Genomic DNA, 17806 nt, shown 5'->3' on the forward strand with positions numbered 1-17806 from the left:
CTGCCCAAGACCCGCGTTCGGGGTTCTCGCAGTATCTCGCGGCGAAGGCACCTCTGCGCCGGCTCGGCCGCGACGACGACATGGCGGGTGTCGCCGTGTTCCTCGCCAGCCGGGCCTCGTCCTACCTCACGGGCACGGTGATCCCGGTGGACGGCGGCATCGCCACGACCGCCTCAGGCACCTGAGCGCCGTCGGGGGTACCGGCAGAGCCTCCCTCCGCCCGGCGCCGACGCCTACGGTGAAGGCGTGGCAACGATCGAACTGCCCACCGAGATCAAGGAGTTCCTGCGCTCGCGTCGCGCGCGGCTCACACCCGAACGGGCCGGACTGCCCGTCCACGGCGGCAACCTCCGGGTCGAGGGTCTGCGTCGTGGGGAGGTGGCCCTGCTGGCAGGGGTGTCGATCGACTACTACGTGCGCATGGAACGCGGCAGCCTCACCGGTGCTGGCCGTCACGCGACGGCCGGCGAACACCGCGCGGTTCGTGTACCTGGATCCCGAAGCGGCGAAGGCCTTCTTCGTCGACTACGACCGGATCGTCTGCGACGTGGTCGCGAAGCTGCGCGTGGAAGCCGGCCGCGATCCGCACGACGAGGAGCTGATCGCCCTGGTCGGTGAACTGTCGACCCGCGGTGAGCTGTTCCGGCAGCGGTGGGCGTCTCATGACGTGCGGCTGCACCGGTCCGGACGCAAGCGCCTGCACCACCCGGTGGTGGGCCGGCTCGACCTGGACGTCGAGTCGATGGAGCTGCCCGCCGAGCCCGGCCTGCTCCTGAACGTCTACACCGCGCCCGCCGGCACGGCGACCGCGGACGGTCTGGCCGTGCTGGCGTCGTGGGCGGCGGGCGAGGAGGGGCTGGTCGGCGCACTCGGCTGATTGCGCGCACTTGTTCCGGTTCACCACCTAGGCTGTCGGACGTGACCGCACCCGACCCGCGCCTCGCGGAGCTCGTGCTGCTCCGCAAGGTCCGCGACCGCATCGACCGCGAGTACCGCGAGCCGCTCGACGTGGCCGCGCTGGCCCGTGGCGTGCACCTGTCGGCGGGTCATCTTTCGCGCGCGTTCCGGGCCGCGTTCGGCGAGTCGCCCTACAGCTACCTGATGACCCGCCGCATCGAGCGCGCGATGACGTTGCTGCGCCGCGGCGACATGTCCGTCACCGAAGTGTGCTTCGAGGTCGGCTGCACGTCGCTCGGCACGTTCAGCACCCGGTTCTCCGAGCTGGTGGGCATGTCGCCGAGTGCGTACAAGAAGGTCGCGGCCACCGACGGCCAGGGCATCCCGAACTGCCTCGCCAAGGCCGTGATGCGCCCGATCAGGAATCGAGAAGCGGCGGCCGGTCCGTCCGATTAGGTTGACCGCCATGTCAGTCATCATCGCCGCGGCGTTCCTGCCGGCCGACGACCCGGAGGCCTCGCTCGGCTTCTTCCGCGACGCACTGGGCTTCGAGGTCCGCCAGGACGTCGGCCAGGGCACCATGCGCTGGATCACGGTCGGCCCACCCGACCAGCCGGAGACCGGCATCGTCCTGCACCCGCCCGCCGCCGACCCCGGCGTGAGCGACGAGGAACGGCGCACGATCGCCGTCCTGATGGCGAAGGGCGTCTACACGGCGCTGTCGCTGGCCGCCCACGACCTGCAGGGGACGTTCGACCGGGCGCGGGCCTGGGTGGAGTCGACCGGTTCCGGCGAGGTGCTGCAGGAGCCGGAGGACCAGCCGTGGGGCGTGCGGGACTGCGCGTTCCGCGACCCGGCCGGCAACCTGGTCCGCATCAACCAGCGGTGAGCACGGCGCCGGGCGCGGCGTGCTCAACGGGCCCGGCGTAGCACCTCTTCGCGCGGTCGACCGCCTGTTGCGGGGTCATGGACCGGCCGACGTGGGTGAGCACGAGCCGGCGCGCCCGTGCGGCGGTCTCGGCGGCGTCCTCCGGCGTGTGGTGCACCGGGTCTGCGGTCGGGCTGTCGGCCTCGCACAGCAGGAGGTCGGTGTCTTGAGCCAGTTCGTGGAGCGCTGCGCACGGTGCCGTGTCGCCTGAGTAGGTCAGGGATGCTGTTGGTGCGTCGATGCGGACGGCGAAGGCGGGCATGCCGTGCCGCACCGCTCTGGTGGTGAGCCGCAGGTCGCCGAGCCGTGTTTCGTGGCCGTCGGACAGTTCGGTGATGGCGAAGGCCCGCTCGATCGGGCTGCGGTCCGGGCCGTTGGTGAGGAACGCGGCCAGGCGGGTCGCGATGCCGGGTGGGCCGTACAGCGGGACCGGGTCGCGTTCGACGTCGGCGTACAGCAGGGCGTAGAAGGCCGTGAGCAGGTCGGCGCAGTGGTCGGCGTGCAGGTGGGAGATCCAGATCGCGGTCAGGTCGGTGAGACCGGTGTGGCGTTGCAGCGGGCCGAGGGTGCCGGTGCCCGCGTCCATCCACACGCGAGTGTCGCCGTGGGACACGAGGTAGCCGGAGCAGGGGTTGTCCGGGCTCGGGTAGGGGGTCGCGCTGCCGAGCACGGTCAGTTCCAGGCCCATCGGATGACCGTACCCGCGAGGCCGGCCTCGGCCACGCGTGCCGCCCCCGACGGCCGGAGCCGTCGGGGGCGGTGGGAGGGGCGTGCTGTCAGAGCCGCTGCCAGAGGGCAGGGGTGTTGGGCGGCTCCCAGCCGGGCTGGGACGTGTGGGGCTGGAGCACGCGGTAGGACGCGCCGTCGTAGGTGACCTGGGCGCCGTTGCCGTAGGCGGTGTACGGGGCCCACGTGCCGCTGCCGGGCGGAGTGGACGTGGTCGTGGTGGTCGGCGGGGTGGTGGTCGGGCCGCCGGAGGTCACCAGGCGCAGGCCGTAGACCTGCAGGATCTCGGTGATTGGCTGGAAGTAGATGGTGCCGCCGCTCTGGCAGTTGCCGGAACCGCCGGAGGTCACGCCCTGGGCCTGGTCGCCGGTCAGCCACGAGCCGCCGGAGTCGCCGGGCTCGGCGCAGGCGTTGGTGCGGGTCAGGCCGGTGATGGTGCCCTCGGGGTAGGTGACGGAGGCGTTCTTCTGCTGGATGGTGCCGCAGCGCCAGCCGGTGGTGGAGCCGGAGCGGCAGACCGAGGAGCCGACCGGGGCCTCCTGGGAGCCCGCGACCGGGACGGTGCCGGGGTAGCGGTTCACCAGGGGGCGAGGGGTGTTGCCCGCGTCGACGCGGACCCAGGCGTAGTCGTTGCCGGGGAAGCTGCTGCCCTGGATGGTGCCGCTGGGGTTGGAGGTGCGGCCGCCGGTGGACCCGCAGTGGCCCGCGGTGACGAAGCCGCCCTCGACGGAGAAGCCGATGGAGCAGCGGCCGCCGCCGGGGACGCCGTAGGCGTTGCCGCCGATGACGTCGATCAGCGGCTTCGGGTCCTCGGTGCTGGCCTCGAAGGCGAGCACGTCACCGGGCACGCCTGCCGCGGCCACCCACGCCCTCGCCTGTGCCTCGCCGCCGGACTGTGCGAGGACGGTGACCTTGTTGGTGCGCACGTCGACGTACCAGCCGGGGACGGTGTCGGGCGCGGTGGTGGCCTTGGCGTCCAGCCTGGTCTTCACGCTGTCCAGAGTGGACGCGCTGTGCTTCGCCGTGGTGGCGACGGCGCCACGCGAGCGCACCGCGTTCGTCAGCGCCGGGTTCGTGACCGCGACCGTGAGGGTGCGGCCGGTGCTGTCCAGCCAGGAACCGGCGTACGCCGAGCCGAGCTGGGACTTCAGCGCGGCATCGGTCTGGCCGGCGACCTTCTCGGCATCGAGGCGCTCGCGCGCCTGCTCAGGGGAGATGCCGAGGTCGCGGGCCATCGCGGCCAGCATGGTCGGGTCGGCCGTGCCGGCCGCGGTGGCACTCGATGTCAGCGACACCGCTATCGCCAGTCCGGCCGCCGTTATCGCCGCTGTGGCGGCGGCGACGAGCTTGCGGTTCATGTCCGCTCCTTGCGTGCAGGGGTGGTTGCCGTCACACCGTAGGACGAGGTCCAGACCAATAGGTACATACCAATTGGCCATAAAAATCGGACAACTGTTGACTCGGCGCCGAAAGGTAGGGTCGGGCAGTGCAGGAACCCGAGTGGATGCAATGGCGGCGGCCAGGTCCCACGCCCGCTCAGCGACGTCGTGACATCGGTGTCGCCGTGCTCGTGCTGCTGGCGGGCGTCGAGTTCACCGTGCTGGTCGACAGCATGGGCGCGTACCCGTTCCTGAACCCTCCCGGCCTGCCGGCGCAGGTCGCCTGGACGGCCGCGCTCTCGCTGCCGCTGGTCGTGCGGCGCCGGTTCCCGCTGGCGGTGATGCTCCTGGTGTCGGTGTTGTTCCTCGCCGCGCAGTGGAACCAGGCCGGCGACTCGCTGGTGTCGTCGGGGGTGCTGTTCCTCGCGATCTTCACCGTCGGCGCGTGGGAGCGGAACCGGCTGGTGGCGCGGTGGTCGCGGATCGGCGTCATCGGCGTGATGTTCCTGTGGCTGGGCTTCAACCTCGTGCGGTTCCTGCTCGGGCCGGACGTGCCCAGCGACAAGATGGACGGGCCGATGGACCCGGTGCTCGCCCGCGTCCTGTACGGGCTCGAGTTCAACATCTTCTTCTTCGTCTTCGCCTATGTGGTCGGGGAAATGGCGTGGACCGCCGCGCGACGCCAGGCGCAGCTGGAGTTCCAGGCCGACGAGCTGCGCCGGTCGCAGGAGCAGAACGTGCGTGGCGCGATCGCCGCCGAACGCATGCGCATCGCCCGCGACCTGCACGACGTCGTGGCGCACCACGTGTCGGTGATGGGCATCCAGGCCGGTGCCGCGCGCCGGGTGCTGGACTCCGACCCGGTGCTCGCGCGCGACGCTTTGCAGACGGTGGAGAAGACCGCGCGGACGGCGATCAGCGAGCTGCGCGGGTTGCTCGGCGTGCTGCGCGCCGACGCGGAGTCCGACTTCCAGGCCGCGCCGGGCCTCGACGACCTGCCGGAGCTGCTGGAGACCGCCCGCTCGGCCGGGCTGGAGGTCTCGCACGGCGTCTACGGCGACCCGCGCGAGGTGCCCTCGGCCGTCGCGGTGTCGGCGTACCGGGTGGTGCAGGAGGCGTTGACGAACGTGGTGAAGCACTCCGGCGCGAGCCACGTCGACGTGCGGATGCGGTTCCTGGACAGCGCACTGGAGCTGGAGGTCGCCGACGACGGCCGCGGCCGCTCCACCGGTGAGAGCGGCTTCGGCCTCGTCGGCATGCGCGAACGCGTCGCGGTGCACGGCGGGACGCTCGAAGCGGGCCCGCGCCGGTCCTCGGGTTACCTTGTCCGCGCATCGCTGCCGACGGAGGAGATCGCGTGAACCTGCGGGTCGTGCTGGCCGACGACCAGGACCTGGTCCGCGCCGGCTTCCGGGTCATCCTCGGCACCGAACCGGGCATCGAGGTCGTCGGCGAGGCGGGCGACGGCGCCGCGGCGGTGGAGCTGGTGACGTCGCTGCGGCCGGACGTCGTGCTGATGGACGTGCAGATGCCCCGGATGGACGGCCTGGAGGCGACCAGGCAGATCCTCTCGGCCGGCGGCGTCACCCGCGTGGTCATCCTGACGACGTTCGACCGCGAGGACTACCTGTTCGAGGCACTGCGGGCGGGCGCGAGCGGCTTCCTGCTGAAGAACGCCTCCCCCGAGGACCTCGTCGAGTCCGTCCGGGTCGTCGCGCGCGGCGACGCGTTGCTCTCGCCCGAGGTGACCCGCCGGGTGATCGCCCGCTTCAGCGCGCCCGAGCAACCCGCGCGCACCCGGCCGCCGGAGCTGACCGACCGCGAGTACGAGGTGCTCGTGCAGCTCGCGAAGGGCGCGTCGAACGCGGAGATCGCCGCGGCGCTGTACCTGGGCGAGACGACGGTGAAGACGCACGTGTCGCGGGTGCTGTCGAAGCTGGGGCTGCGGGACCGGACGCACGCGGTGGTCTTCGCCTACGAGCAGGGGATCGTGACGCCGGGCGGGTGATCAGGTGCGGGCGATCTTCGCGGCCAGCAGGCGACTGGCGAGCTCCGTCAGCCCTCGCCACAGGTCGTCGAGGAGGTCCTCGATCGACTTCGCGCGCAGCTCGTCGAGGGAGAACCCGGTGTGCCGCTCGACCTCGCTGACCGCACCTTGCCGGAAGATCCGCTCGATCCGGTCGGCGGGGCTGTCCACCAGCTGGAAGTACAGCACCGAGCAGATGTCCATCAGCGCGTGCCAGTCCTCGTGCAGGTCGTCCTCGGGGAAGTAGGCCTGCAGCCGGCTCTCCAGCGCCTTGCCGGCCACGCGCGAGCGCCGGTACTGGCCGCCGAGCTCCTGCCGCACGACCTCCAGGTAGCCGTGGTCGGCCGGACTGGTCTGCTTCATCCCGTGGAAGTAGGTCGCCAGGAAGTGGAACGACCCGGCCGCGTCGGTGGTCTGCGTGACCAGCTCGCCGCGCAGCTCCCGGTTCGCTCGCCGGGTCTGGACGTTGTGGTTGACCCACGTGATGAACCCGCCGAGCACCAGCGTGCCGACGATCGCCCCCGTGATGGGCCCGATGAGGGCCCGCAGCAGTTCCCCGAGTGCCACAACCGCGTGTCGCGAGCCCGCCCCCGAGCGCTACGCCCGCGCCTCGACCGTCACACGAACGGCTCCGTACGATCGAGGTACGTCACCGCGAGTGGGCGTGGTCGACGGGGAACCCCCGCGCCGTCAGGAAGTCGTCGAGCCGGGCGGCCAGGTCGTCCTTGGCGGCACCGGCCTCCAGCCACGTGACGACCGCGGTCTCCCAGCCGCCCGCGGCGGAGCGCCACGGCCGCAGGGTCCACGTCAGCGCGACGTGCCCTCCTGACTCGAACCGCGCGCCGACCTCCAGGTCGTGATCGGCGTTGGCCCAGCGGAGCTCGCCCCGCCACCCGCGGAAGTCGAGCGCCTCGACGAACCGGGCGAGACCGCGGCCCGTCACGAAGTTGGTGACCCCGGTCAGCCGGGCGTCCAGGCCGGCGCCTGTGCGTCGACCGCGAAGAACATCCTGCGGTCGAGCGGGTCCGTCGCCGCGTGCCGTTCCGCGAACCGCACCAGCACCGACGGGTTGCGCTCACACCGGAGCACGACCTCGGCGTCGTCCAGGCAGGCCAGGCCGAGCTGCGGCGACGACCAGTCGTGCGGGCACCGTGCGATCACGCCGGACAGGCTATCCGGCTCGCAGATCGACTGCCGGCTGCGCTGGACGTCATCGCACTTTGTCAACCAAGATTCAACATTGTCAAAGCGGCCCGCGCCCGTCATCCTCATCGCCAGCACTACTGCGGCAAGCTCTGCGGCAACACGAACGACGGCGTGGGATCGGGTGGCATGAACTCAACAGGATCGAACAGCGCGGCCGAGGCCTTCCGACGGTTGCACGGCACCGCGCCCGAGGGCGTGTGGTCGGCGCCGGGCCGGGTGAACCTCATCGGCGAGCACACCGACTACAACGACGGGTTCGTGTTGCCGTTCGCGATTCCGCAGCGGACGTGGGTGGCCGCGGCGGCGCGGGAGGACGGGGTGGTCAGGCTCGCGACCGTGGAGGGCGAGGAGGTCACCACCGCCGAGCCGATCCGGGTGGACGAGCTGGAGCCGGGGAACGTTGACGGGTGGGCCGCCTACCCGGCCGGGGTGGCGTGGGTGTTGCGGCAGCAGGGGGTTGCGGGCGGTGCCGACCTGGTGATCACGGGTGATGTGCCACGTGGGGCCGGGTTGTCGTCGTCGCACTCTTTGGAGGTGGCGAGTGCGTTGGCGTTGCTGGGGTTGAGTGGTGTGGAAGCGTCCACTGGCGACATTGCGAAGTGGGTGCAGGTGGCGGAGAACGACTTCGTGGGTGCGCCGACGGGGTTGTTGGACCAGACGGCGTCGTTGTGTTGCACGGACGCGCACGTGTTGTTCCTCGACGTGCGGTCGGGGCGGCAGGTGCAGGTGCCGTTCGACGCGGCTCGGCACGGGCTGGAGGTGCTGGTGATCGACACGCGGGTGAGCCACTCGCTGGTCGAGTCGGGGTACGGGGAGAGGCGCAAGGGGTGTGAGGAGGCGGCGCGGCTGCTGGGGGTGCCGTCGTTGCGGGACGCGGTGAGCGACGAGGGGCTGCCGGAGGAGCTGCGGCCGTTGGTGCGGCACCAGATCAGCGAGAACAAGCGGGTGCGGGACACCGTGGAGCTGCTCGAACAGGACCGGTACGAGGAGATCGGGCCGCTGCTGAGCGCGTCGCACGCGAGTCTGCGCGACGACTACCGGGTGTCGTGCGCGGAGCTCGACGTCGCCGCGGCGGCCGCGGAGGAGGCGGGGGCGCTGGGGGCGCGGATGATCGGGGGGGTTCGGCGGTCGGCGATCGCGCTGGTGCCGGCGCGGGTGCGTGGCGAGGTGGAGCGGCGGGTCGCGGAAGCGTTCGCGGACAACGGGTTCGCGGCGCCGCGGACGTTCGTCGCGGTGCCGTCGGCCGGCGCGGGGCGTGATCTCTGACGCGGTTATGCTGAGGTCAATGCCAGGGTCGTAGCGCAGAGGCAGGCGCCCGGCCTGCACAGCCTGGACACGCCGGTTCGAATCCGGCCGCCCTGGCAGGCCTGGTCCCGTAGCGCAGAGGCAGGCGCGTCGCCTTTGCAGGGCGAACACGCTGGTTCGAATCCAGCCGGGACCGCACCATGGAGCACAGCATGATCAGCGAGGCCGAGCTCGCGGCCTTCCACGCGACGATGGGGCGGTTGCGGGCGTTGCCGGCCGACGACCCGGTGCGGCTGCAGGCCGAGCGGGTCGCCGAGTCGTTCGCGCGGGAGGGGCGGCAGCGGCGCAAGAAGGTGCGCACGGTCGAGCGGGCGCGTGCCGACGCGGCCGTGGACGCGGCGACGGCGACCGGGGCGGTGGACCGGCGGGAGGACGCACCGCTGGCGCCGGCCGCGGGGGAGCAACGGGCGTTGGCGCGCTCCAGGCGTTGTTACGTGTGCAAGGAGCCGTACCAGCTGGCCGATGCGTTCTACCACCGCTTGTGCCCGTCCTGCGCGCGCGAGAACGCCGAACGCCGCAACGCGCGCACGGACCTGCGTGGCCGCCGTGCGTTGCTCACGGGCGGGCGGGTGAAGATCGGGTTCCAACTGGCGTCGATGATGCTGCGCGACGGGGCGTCGTTGCTGGTCACGACGCGTTTTCCGAGTGACGCCCGGCGGCGGTTCGAGCAGGCGCCCGGCAGCGCGGAGTGGCTCGACCGGCTGACCGTCGTCGGCATCGACCTGCGTGACCCGCGCCAGGTGCTGGGCCTGGCCGAGGACCTGCGCGCGGACGGGCGGCCGCTCGACGTGCTGGTCAACAACGCCGCCCAGACCGTGCGGCGCCCTCCGGAGGCCTACGCGGCGCTCATCGCGGGGGAGACCGGCCCGTCGGCCGCGCTGACCGCGCCGGGCTTCACGCCGATGCTGGCGGTGGGCCACAACCCCGGCGCGCTCGCGCTGGCCTCGCTCGACGAGGCGGGCCTGCTGCCGGACACCGCGCCCGCCAACTCCTGGTCGGCGCTGCTCGGCGAGCTGGACGCGGCCGAGGTGCTGGAGACGCAGCTGGTCAACGCGCTGGCGCCGACACTGCTGTGCGACCGGTTGCTGCCGTTGCTGCTCGCCTCGCCGCACCCGCGCCGGTACGTGGTGAACGTGAGCGCCGTGGAGGGGCGGTTCGCCGTGCGGAACAAGACGTCCGGGCACCCGCACACGAACATGGCCAAGGCGGCGCTGAACATGCTGACGCGCACGAGCGGGCCGGAGCTCGCCGAGCAAGGCGTGTACATGTGCTCGGTGGACACCGGGTGGATCACCGACGAGAACCCCGCACCCAAGAAGGCGAGGCTGGCCGGGAGCGGGTTCCGGACGCCGCTGGACGTGGTGGACGGGGCGGCACGGGTGTACGACCCGATCGTGCGGGGCGAGGCGGGGGAGCCGGTGGCCGGGGTGTTCCTGAAGGACTACCGGGAGGCGGCGTGGTGAGCGGGACCGAGCCGGTGGTGGTGAGGTGGCGCGGGGCTGGGCCGGTTGTGGTGAGGCGGAGTGGGACCGGGTCGCTGGTGGCGGGGCGGAGTGAGGCCGGACCGGACGTGGTGAGGTGGAGCGGGGACGTGCCGTGAGCGAGCTGGAACCACTGCTGACCTGGCTGAGGACCGGCTCCACCACCGAGGAGCGGCTCGACTTCCCGACCGGCACCGCGCTGCCCGACGGCCGCCTCGACCTGTGCAAGCAGGCGCTCGGCCCGGACGGTGCCGCCCAGGTCGCCGCCGCGTTGCGCCCCGGCGTGGTCAAGCACCTGCTGCTCGGCACCGACGGTCTCGGCGACGGCGCGGCCGGCATCGCGGGAGAGGCCGCCGCACGCGAGGTCGAGACGCTCTACCTGGGCTGCAACGGGATCACCTCCGGCGGCGCGTGCCGGCTGGCGGACAACCTGCGGATGTCACCCCAGGCGAGCGCGGTGACCGGCATCTGGCTCAAGCGCAACCCGATCGCCGATGGTGACGCGGCGAGCGCGCTCGTGGAGGCCGCGCGGTCGCTGCGCACGCTCGACCTCGTCCAGACCGGCCTCGACGCGGACGGCGCCGCCCGGCTCGTGGCCGCGATCCTGCTGGCACAGCGGCAGGGCCGGCGGATCGAGCGGCTCTACCTGGGCGGCAACCCGCTCGGTCCGCGCGGCGCGACCCACCTGGCCGCGTTGCTGGCGGCGGGCGCGGTCGACGAGCTGTACGTGTCGGCGGCGCAGCTGGGTGACGAGGGCGCGAACACCGTCGCCGAGGCGTTGCGGACGAGCAGGCTGAAACGGCTTTCGCTGGCCGGCAACGGAATCGGTCCGCAGGCGGCCGCGAACGTCGTCACGGCGGCCGCGGCGGCGGGCGTCGAGGTGTGCGACCTCGGGCAGGTCAAGGCCGCGAAAGTACTGGGGGCGCAACCGAACCGGCTCGACGAGACCGCCACGACCGCGATCGCCACCGCGCTCGCCGACCGGCCGCACCGGTTGCGGCACCTGGTGCTGACCCACACCGGCCTGCGCAGCCAGGCCGCGCACCGGTTGCTGGACGGGGCGCAACGGGCCGTCACGCCGACCCGGTTCGTGCTGGGCAAGGGGGTGGCGGGCAGCATCAAGCAGCGGCTCGACGCGTTGGCCGCCGCGATCCCGGCGCAGCCGGAGGTGCCGGCGGACGTGGCGGCGGTGCGCAGCGTGCACCGCCAGCCGCCTCAGGCCTGAGACAGTGCGGCGGCCACCCTGGCCGCGCGATCAGTGGACAGGGCGAAGTGGTTCGCGGGGTTGCGGAAGGAGTGCTTGCCGTCGTTGACGGCGACGCCGTGCCCGCTGGTCGTCCAGTGCACGGGGCCGGGTGCCCCTTGGCCTTCCAGGAGAAGCGTGGCGGTGGCGTCGGGGTCGTCCACGCTCGTGTGCGCCCGTAGCGCGTCCGCCAGGCGGCCGACGGCGTCGTCCGGCAGCTCGTCGTCCCCGAACGCGGGCAGCAGGAGGAGCAGGCGGGCGTGGGGGTCGGAGGTGCTGCCACCGGGCGGTGAGCCGTGCGCCGCCGCGGCGAGCTCCGGCCAGGACAGGCCGGGGCCCGTGAAGTGGCCGTCGTCACTGGCGAGGAGCTCAGCGCGGTCCCAGTCGGGGTGGTGCAGGAGGTAGTCGACACCGGTGTCGTCCGCGAAGGTGCGGTAGACCACGTGAAGACGGTGGCCGGCGGCGAGTGGAACCGTGAAGGTCGGCCACTGAGCCCGTTCCCACAACCGCTGCTGGTGCTCACCGGCCGCGTCGTGGTCCGCGCCGAACAGCAGCTCCTCAGTCTCCTCGCTGTGGACACAGGAGTAGAGGTGCCCCAGCCAGAACAGGTGCTCGTCCAGGAGCCCCGGCTGGTGCGTGAGGGGACCTCCCTCGTAACCCGGTATCCGGTCGGGATGCAGGTCTGCGCTGCTCGTCACGGAGCACATCATGCCGATCTCCGCGAGACAGCTCTCACCGCGCCCGGCTCACCGCTTCAGCGCGCCGAACACCTCGATCCAGAACCGCTGCCGATCCTCCGCCACCCCCACCAGGTACGTCGCCCGCAGCTTCGGCGGCAGCAACGCCACCAACCGCGCCACCACCTTGCGGTGCCGCCTCAGCTGCGACAGCTCGGCGTTGGCGAGGACCTGGTGCACGAGGTCGCCCGCGTTGCCGCCCTCCGCCGCGCCCGACTCCGTGCGCAGCCTCTCCTCCCAGCGACCGACCTGCCGCGCCAGCTCGCCCAGACCGGTCACCGGGCGGTTGTTCAGGCGGTCGACCAGCGCGGTCAACGGGACCGGTGCGTACTCGCCGTCACCCAGGTAGATGGTGGCCAGCTCCAGGGGCAGGCCGCGCTCGTGCAGCTTCACCAGGCGCTCGATGGTGCGCTTGGTGATCCACTCCCTGCCCTCGTCGTCGATGTCGTGCTTCCACCACTCCAGCACGGTCTCCGCGACACCGCCGTACCGGTTGATCAGCCACTCGTTGGCGGGGATGTCGGCGGGGTCGACGACCAGCGAGCAGGTGAAGCGGGTCGCCTGGGCGATGTTGTTGCGCGACACCAGGAGCTTGCGGCCGAGGTGGTAGGGCGGGTTCTGGATGGCGACCTGGGCACGCAGGTTCTCGATCGGCCGGCCGGCGAGCGACCACTCCTGGGTGATCTCCATCAGGCGGGCGAAGGCCGCCTTGTCCTTGGGGCGGTTGTACTCGTCCCACACGATCGCCTTGGGCTCGCGGCCGGTGAACGGGCGCGCCATCAGGTTCTCCAGCGTGCCGTCGGTGGTCGGCAGTGGCGCGCAGAGGTCCTCGACGTTGGTCACCGGCAACGAGAAGTACAGCGGGTCGTGGCCGAGGCCCGCGCGCAGCGTCTCGCGGACCAGCTCGGTCTTGCCGCAACCGGGCGGGCCCTGCAGCAGCACGCTCCACCGGTTGCGCAGCGCGGCCTTCAGCACCTGCCGCACCGGGTCGGGGACGGACGGCCGGTTCGGCACGCCGAGGGCGTTCGCCAGCCGGTCGAGGACCTCCGCGGTGCGGTCGGCCTGCTTGGTGCCGCGCGTCTCCCGCAGCCGCAGCCGCTCGCCGTTGACCAGCGGCAGCGCCCACCGCAACGGGAAACCCTCGCGGGCGTTCGCCAGCACGTGCTCCATCGTGCGCGGCGACAACAACTCCCGCAGCTCCGGCCCCAGCGAGTTCCACACGCCGAAGAACGGCTGCAGGTCCCACTCGCGGTAGCGAGCCGCGAGCTTCGTGCGCCACGCGGTGTCGTTCGCGGTCATCCGCACGGTCACCATGCGGTCGAGGATCGCGAGGTCGCTGCGCCGCGCGGAAGTCTCGGCGAGCGACTCGTTGTCGGTGAGGAACACGCCGACACAGCCGAGCGCGCGCAGGTCGTACTCGCCGAGCGTCCAGTTGCACGCGATCTGCATGAGCTGCGACTGGATCGTCTCACCGGCCTGCAGCGAGTCGTCGATCAGCAGCACGAACCTCCTGCCCGGCCGCAGCTGGCTCATCACCAGCTGGCGCAGCACGAGCTCGCCGTTCTCGCGCACGGGTGCGTTGATCAGCAGGTCGTCCGGCGTGAGGTTGGCCGCCGGCACGAACACCAGCTCGGTGGCCGGGTGGGCCTCGGCGATGTGCGAGAAGAACGTCGCGGTCTTGCCGATGCCGTGCGAGCCGAAGATCTGCCCGGTCTGGCCGATGTCGATCATCGCGTCGATGAACTCGGCCAGGCGCGACCGGGTCTTGGTCTGCGATGTCATCGGTTCCTCCGGATCACGGGCCGCACGCGGTGGCAAGCCATGGGTGGTGTGTGCGAATCGGGCCAGTCGTCGCCGCCCTCGGTGATCAGCCAGATCCACTTGTCCGGCTCGGCGGGCGTCACCTTGGGCGCGTAGCCGTCGGTGAGCACGACGACCGCGTCCGGGACCTCGCTGAACAGCTCGCCGTCCACTGTGGAGCGACCCTCGACGTACTCGACGACGGCCTGGAAGCTCGTCCCGCCACCGCCGAGCACGCGCTCGCCGGGCCGGAACGGCATCACCACGCCGTCGAACGACAGCCAGTGCGCCTGCACGCCGTCGATCCCGCCGACCAGCTCGACCATCCAGTCGACCACGCCGTCCGGCATCGACCCGGACGTGTCGTAGGCGATGACCAGCACCTTGTCCCGCACCGGACCCCGGCGCGACAGCACCGGGTCGTGCCCCAGCGCGGCCAGCACGGCGCCGCGCTTCTTCGGGTACACCAGCCGCTCACCCTCGCGCAGCTTCGACCCCAGCACGTCGACGAGCCAGCGCTGCCACCAGTCGACCTTGCCCGTTCGCGCGGTCTGGCCCCGCAGCACGCCCGCGCCGAGGTTGCCCCAGACCTTGCCCGCCGCGTCCTCGGTGCGGCCCATCAGGTCGAGCAGCTCGGACTCGGCGCCGCCATTGCCGCGCCGGGCGGCGAGCAGGCAGTTCAGCAACGCCGACCCGACCACGTCGTCGACCGTCTGCTGGTCGGCAGGGACGTCGTGGGTGACGTGGATGCAGAGCCGCGCGGGCACCGGCGGGTTCTTCATGCGCTTGAGCTCGCCGTAGACGGTCATGTCCGTCTCAATGAATTCCTGGTACTCGGACGGGACGAGCTGCTGCGCGGTCAGGTCGGCGACGTACCGCGCGTAGACCTCGGCGGGGTTCACGCCGATGGGCTTGCCGCCGGGGGAGGGCAGACCGGTGCCGAGCCTGGTGAGGACGACGTGGTTGATCGCGACCTCGGCCGCGGTGGTGAAGACCGGGTCCTCGCGCAGCTCCCGGTCGGCGAACAGGTGCCGGTGCACGAGGTGGCGTGCCTCGTGGAACAGCACGAACTTCACGCCGTCGAGCCCTATGCCGGCGAAGAAGTCCGGGTTGAACAGCAGCAGGCACGTGCCGTCACCGGACGCGACGACGGCCGCGGTGTCGATCGCCGTCGTCGCGATCTGGTGGCGGCACTTGGAGAACAGCCACGAACCGACCACGGACTCGCTCAGCCCGAAGTCGAGCAGCGCGGCCTCCTTGAGCCGCTCGGCCTGCGCGATCGTGTCCGGCGCGGCCGGGCGCCACGCGGCGAGCGCGCGCCGGTCGTGCAGGTCCACGACGGGACGCGGTTTGTGCGAGCTCATCTCTCCCCACCAGTAGGATCTTCGGCGACGGGTCGTAGCGCAGAGGCAGACGCACCGCCTTGCCCAGGCGGGAGACGCTGGTTCGAATCCAGCCGCCCGTCACCCAGGTCCGGTCACACCGCGGCGACGGCCCCGCTGGTGCGGACCAGCTCCGGCACCGTCCCCGTGAACGTCGGCAGCAGCTGCGCCAGCACTGCCCACGCCTCCTCGTGTTTGCCGATCTCCGTGCGCACCAACGGTTCCACCATCTTCCTGGCCTCGGCCGCCTGCTGCGGGAACAGCTCGGCGCCGAGGTGCAGCACCGTCAGCACGTGCTCGGGCGGCCGGCCCTGTTCGACGTACTCGCGCAGCTCGACGATGCCCGCCGTGCGCAACCTGTGCCGGAACTTGGCGTGCTCGCCGAACTGCCTGCGGAGCTGTTGTGGACAGTCGATGCGCTGGCTCAACGCCCACCGCGCGTAGCCCGGCAGCGGCTGTTCGAGGTCGGCCTCGGCCACCTCGGCCCAGTCCTGCTTGCCGATCGCCCGCACCGCGTACCGCGCCTGCCGCATGGTCGAGGCCTCGCGCAGGCCACCGATCGGGTCGCCGTCCGCCTCGATCCGCGGCTCCTCGTGCGTGCACCAGTGGCTCATGCAGCCCTCGATGCCCGGCAACGGGCCCGCGGCGGCTCCGAACGGCACGCCGCGCAGGATGTCGCGCTTCATCGTGTCGGTGGCCTGCGGGTGGTGGAAGACGATGGCGTTGACGGCGGGGTCGTCGCGCTCCAGCATCCACAGCAGCACCGAGCGGGGCGCCCCGAGGCGGCTGAGCTCCCGCGCGGCGTCCTCGCCCGTGCGCCGCTGCGGCTCGCCCAGACCGAGGCGGCGGCGGATGGCGGCCGCGTCCTGCCGGTCGATGAGCGAGAGCAGAAAGTGCACGGCCGACGCGTCGTTCCCCCTGTTCACAGCGCGAAGTATGGCAAACGGGGCGGTGTGGGCGCGCCGGATTTCCGGTGATCGAGGACAGGTGGCCATCGGAGCGGTCGACGAACGTCGACACCCCGGTTCACCTTCGTCTCGACCTGGACCGTCCGCCTTGACCATGCCGTAGCGGCACAGTTTGGACTTGGTCCCGGCCGTCCGGATCGAACGGCCGGGTTTCCGAGGTGGTGGCGCGTTCGGACGAACGCGTCGCCGGGAGAGGTACTCGCACATGCGAAAAGCGTTGTCCCTGGCCGCGGCTCTGGCCGCGGTGGCGGCGTTGGTGGTGCCGGGGACGGCATCGGCGACGCCGACCGTGCAGTGGAAGGAGTGTCCGGCGGACGTCGCGCGGCCGGGCCTGGAATGCGGCACGTTGCAGGTGCCGCTCGACTACAAGAAGCGCGAAGGGCGCAAGATCGAGGTGACGATCTCGCGCCTGGCCAGCAAGAACCCGGAGAAGCGCCGGGGCGTGCTGTTCACCAACCCCGGTGGGCCGAGCGAGGGGCTGACGTTCCCCAGCGACCTCACGCTCTTCGGGATGCCGCAAAGCGTGCTCGACGCCTACGACATCATCGGCATGGACCCGCGCGGCTTCGGCTACAGCACGCCGGCCACGTGCGACCTGACCGACGAGCAGATGTTCTTCGGCAACGTGCCGCCGTACGCGGTGACGCAGGCCGACGTGCGCAAGCGGGCTGACGAGGTGCGCCAGATCGCACAGCAGTGCACCACGTCGTCCACGGCGTACCTGTTGCCGCACAACACGACCGCGAACATCGCACGTGACCTCGACTCGGTGCGCCAGGCACTGGGCGAGCGCAAGGCGTCGTTCCTCGGCTACTCCTACGGGACGAACCTCGGCGCGGTGTACACGACGATGTTCCCGCGCACGACCGACCGCGTGGTGCTCGACAGCAACCTGGGCGCCGGCGGCTGGGACGTCGAGGGCAGCCGCAACTACGGGCGCGGCGTGGAGGACACGTTCCCCCAGTTCGCGGCCTGGGCGGCGAAGCGGCCGCAGTACGGCCTGGGCACCACGCCCGAACAGGTGCGGGCGAAGTACTTCGAGATCGCCGCGAAGCTCGACCGCACGCCGTCACCGGAGGGCATCACCGGCCAGCTGTTCCGGGTGATGACCTTCGGCGGTCTCTACCGGACCACCGACGCGGCGTTCGCCAAGCTGGCGGCGCAGTACCAGGCGCTCAACGCCGGCACCCCGCTGCCGCCGGACAACACGCCGGCCCCGGCACGGGTGGAGAGCCTGATCTCCGGCCGGTTCTACGTGGTGTGCGGCGACTCGCGCTGGCCGACCGCGGTCAGCACCTACGAGCGCAACGTGGCGGTCGACCGGGTGCGGTACCCGATGTTCGGGGCGGCCGGCGCGAACATCATGCCGTGCGCGTTCTGGCCGGACCCGGTGGAGAAGCAGGTGAAGCCGAACGACCGCGGACCGCGCAACGTGCTGATGGTGCAGAACGAACGCGACCCGGCGACGCCGTTGGCGGGCGCGCGGTCGATGCGCAGGGCGTTCGGCGACCGGGCGGCCATGATCGTGGCCGACCAGGGCGGGCACGGGACGTACCTGCTCGGGGCGAACAAGTGCGCCAACGAGGAGGTGACGGCGTACCTGGTCGGCGGGGAACGGCCGGGCGACCGGAAGTGCTAGTGCCAGTGCGTTAGGACCGCGCCGCGTGCCTCGAAGGCACGCGGCGCGGTCGCTGCAGCTCCGAGCTCCGACCGGGACACGGGTGAGCT

At 71.8% G+C, this 17806-nt stretch carries 17 protein-coding genes, 3 tRNA genes and 2 pseudogenes; 13 read left to right on the top strand and 9 right to left on the bottom strand.

All coding sequences use genetic code 11. The features are described from left to right. Window positions 1-35: 35 nt before the first annotated feature. From BBK82_RS47945 to BBK82_RS32145, 4 genes and pseudogenes are all read left to right on the top strand, one after another. A pseudogene (locus BBK82_RS47945) lies at window positions 36-185 on the top strand (SDR family oxidoreductase); the annotation flags it as partial. A gap of 61 nt (window positions 186-246) precedes the next feature. Continuing rightward, window positions 247-877 (top strand): annotated as a pseudogene (locus BBK82_RS32135) (MmyB family transcriptional regulator). A 41-nt stretch (window positions 878-918) separates the two neighbouring features. Then, entirely contained in the window at window positions 919-1353 is a 435-nt protein-coding gene (locus tag BBK82_RS32140) for a helix-turn-helix transcriptional regulator (protein WP_218920390.1), read from the top strand. A gap of 10 nt (window positions 1354-1363) precedes the next feature. Beyond that, entirely contained in the window at window positions 1364-1786 is a 423-nt protein-coding gene (locus BBK82_RS32145) for a VOC family protein (RefSeq protein ID WP_065918345.1), read from the top strand. On the opposite strand, the gene BBK82_RS32150 is transcribed toward BBK82_RS32145, so the two are convergent. After that, window positions 1773-2513, bottom strand: coding sequence for an MBL fold metallo-hydrolase (locus BBK82_RS32150; protein ID WP_065918346.1), 741 nt, complete (start codon window positions 2511-2513; stop codon window positions 1773-1775). The genes BBK82_RS32145 and BBK82_RS32150 overlap by 14 nt on opposite strands. An 88-nt stretch (window positions 2514-2601) precedes the next feature. Continuing rightward, on the bottom strand, window positions 2602-3909 hold the full coding sequence (locus BBK82_RS32155) for an alpha-lytic protease prodomain-containing protein (protein ID WP_065918347.1): 1308 nt from the start codon (window positions 3907-3909) through the stop codon (window positions 2602-2604). A 128-nt stretch (window positions 3910-4037) separates the two neighbouring features. Here BBK82_RS32155 and BBK82_RS32160 point away from each other — a divergent pair, with 128 nt between their 5' ends. Continuing rightward, window positions 4038-5291, top strand: coding sequence for a sensor histidine kinase (locus BBK82_RS32160; RefSeq protein WP_237047689.1), 1254 nt, complete (start codon window positions 4038-4040; stop codon window positions 5289-5291). Then, window positions 5288-5938: a response regulator gene (locus BBK82_RS32165; RefSeq protein ID WP_179953715.1), complete on the top strand. Its 651-nt coding sequence runs from the start codon at window positions 5288-5290 to the stop codon at window positions 5936-5938. The genes BBK82_RS32160 and BBK82_RS32165 overlap by 4 nt, the downstream gene beginning before the upstream one ends. On the opposite strand, the gene BBK82_RS32170 is transcribed toward BBK82_RS32165, so the two are convergent. The 3 genes from BBK82_RS32170 to BBK82_RS52950 all read right to left on the bottom strand — a co-directional run bounded on the left by BBK82_RS32170 (window position 5939) and on the right by BBK82_RS52950 (window position 7117). Continuing rightward, the gene (locus BBK82_RS32170; RefSeq protein WP_065918349.1) at window positions 5939-6523 is read right to left on the bottom strand and encodes a hypothetical protein; all 585 of its coding nucleotides are present in this window, start codon (window positions 6521-6523) and stop codon (window positions 5939-5941) included. An 82-nt stretch (window positions 6524-6605) separates the two neighbouring features. Continuing rightward, window positions 6606-6899, bottom strand: coding sequence for a DUF6228 family protein (locus BBK82_RS32175; protein ID WP_218920391.1), 294 nt, complete (start codon window positions 6897-6899; stop codon window positions 6606-6608). 17 nt (window positions 6900-6916) lie between these two features. Beyond that, window positions 6917-7117 carry a hypothetical protein gene (locus tag BBK82_RS52950; RefSeq protein WP_218920392.1) on the bottom strand — a complete coding sequence of 67 codons (201 nt, stop codon included), beginning with the start codon at window positions 7115-7117 and terminating at the stop codon, window positions 6917-6919. A gap of 171 nt (window positions 7118-7288) precedes the next feature. Between BBK82_RS52950 and galK the strand changes: the two genes are divergently transcribed. The 5 genes from galK to BBK82_RS32200 all read left to right on the top strand — a co-directional run bounded on the left by galK (window position 7289) and on the right by BBK82_RS32200 (window position 11173). Continuing rightward, entirely contained in the window at window positions 7289-8428 is a 1140-nt protein-coding gene (galK, locus tag BBK82_RS32180) for a galactokinase (RefSeq protein WP_065918350.1), read from the top strand. A 21-nt stretch (window positions 8429-8449) separates the two neighbouring features. Continuing rightward, window positions 8450-8526: transfer RNA gene (locus BBK82_RS32185), tRNA-Cys, on the top strand. 5 nt (window positions 8527-8531) lie between these two features. Next, a tRNA-Ala gene (locus BBK82_RS32190) sits at window positions 8532-8603 on the top strand. 16 nt (window positions 8604-8619) lie between these two features. Then, window positions 8620-9930 (top strand): SDR family NAD(P)-dependent oxidoreductase, encoded by a 1311-nt coding sequence (locus tag BBK82_RS32195; RefSeq protein WP_065921509.1) that lies wholly within the window; start codon window positions 8620-8622, stop codon window positions 9928-9930. A 133-nt stretch (window positions 9931-10063) separates the two neighbouring features. After that, window positions 10064-11173: a leucine-rich repeat domain-containing protein gene (locus tag BBK82_RS32200; RefSeq protein ID WP_237047690.1), complete on the top strand. Its 1110-nt coding sequence runs from the start codon at window positions 10064-10066 to the stop codon at window positions 11171-11173. Here BBK82_RS32200 and BBK82_RS32205 read toward each other — a convergent pair. Genes BBK82_RS32205 through BBK82_RS32215 form a run of 3 tightly spaced genes read right to left on the bottom strand, consistent with a single transcriptional unit; the run spans window position 11164 to window position 15092 of the window. Further along, window positions 11164-11889: a hypothetical protein gene (locus BBK82_RS32205; RefSeq protein ID WP_218920393.1), complete on the bottom strand. Its 726-nt coding sequence runs from the start codon at window positions 11887-11889 to the stop codon at window positions 11164-11166. The genes BBK82_RS32200 and BBK82_RS32205 overlap by 10 nt on opposite strands. A 48-nt stretch (window positions 11890-11937) precedes the next feature. Further along, entirely contained in the window at window positions 11938-13710 is a 1773-nt protein-coding gene (locus BBK82_RS32210) for an AAA family ATPase (protein ID WP_065918353.1), read from the bottom strand. Next, entirely contained in the window at window positions 13707-15092 is a 1386-nt protein-coding gene (locus BBK82_RS32215; RefSeq protein WP_065918354.1) for a vWA domain-containing protein, read from the bottom strand. The genes BBK82_RS32210 and BBK82_RS32215 overlap by 4 nt, the downstream gene beginning before the upstream one ends. Before the next feature lie 26 nt (window positions 15093-15118). Between BBK82_RS32215 and BBK82_RS32220 the strand changes: the two genes are divergently transcribed. Further along, window positions 15119-15194: transfer RNA gene (locus BBK82_RS32220), tRNA-Gly, on the top strand. Between the two features lie 11 nt (window positions 15195-15205). On the opposite strand, the gene BBK82_RS32225 is transcribed toward BBK82_RS32220, so the two are convergent. Then, a complete protein-coding gene (locus tag BBK82_RS32225) occupies window positions 15206-16036 on the bottom strand; it encodes a hypothetical protein (protein ID WP_065918355.1) in 831 nt (276 codons plus the stop codon). 247 nt (window positions 16037-16283) lie between these two features. On the opposite strand from BBK82_RS32225, the gene BBK82_RS32230 reads away from it, so the two are divergent. Next, on the top strand, window positions 16284-17717 hold the full coding sequence (locus tag BBK82_RS32230; RefSeq protein ID WP_065918356.1) for an alpha/beta hydrolase: 1434 nt from the start codon (window positions 16284-16286) through the stop codon (window positions 17715-17717). The last annotated feature ends 89 nt before the right edge of the window (window positions 17718-17806 follow it).

Source organism: Lentzea guizhouensis (genome assembly GCF_001701025.1).
GTDB lineage: Bacteria > Actinomycetota > Actinomycetes > Mycobacteriales > Pseudonocardiaceae > Lentzea > Lentzea guizhouensis.

Excerpts from the sequence above, each read along its gene's own strand:
- BBK82_RS32145 (WP_065918345.1), top strand. The coding sequence starts at position 1,364 with ATGTCAGTCATCATCGCCGCGGCGTTCCTGCCGGCCGACGACCCGGAG.
- BBK82_RS32150 (WP_065918346.1), bottom strand. The coding sequence starts at position 2,513 with ATGGGCCTGGAACTGACCGTGCTCGGCAGCGCGACCCCCTACCCGAGC.
- BBK82_RS32155 (WP_065918347.1), bottom strand. The coding sequence starts at position 3,909 with ATGAACCGCAAGCTCGTCGCCGCCGCCACAGCGGCGATAACGGCGGCC.
- galK (WP_065918350.1), top strand. The coding sequence starts at position 7,289 with ATGAACTCAACAGGATCGAACAGCGCGGCCGAGGCCTTCCGACGGTTG.
- BBK82_RS32195 (WP_065921509.1), top strand. The coding sequence starts at position 8,620 with ATGATCAGCGAGGCCGAGCTCGCGGCCTTCCACGCGACGATGGGGCGG.
- BBK82_RS32210 (WP_065918353.1), bottom strand. The coding sequence starts at position 13,710 with ATGACATCGCAGACCAAGACCCGGTCGCGCCTGGCCGAGTTCATCGAC.
- BBK82_RS32215 (WP_065918354.1), bottom strand. The coding sequence starts at position 15,092 with ATGAGCTCGCACAAACCGCGTCCCGTCGTGGACCTGCACGACCGGCGC.
- BBK82_RS32230 (WP_065918356.1), top strand. The coding sequence starts at position 16,284 with ATGCGAAAAGCGTTGTCCCTGGCCGCGGCTCTGGCCGCGGTGGCGGCG.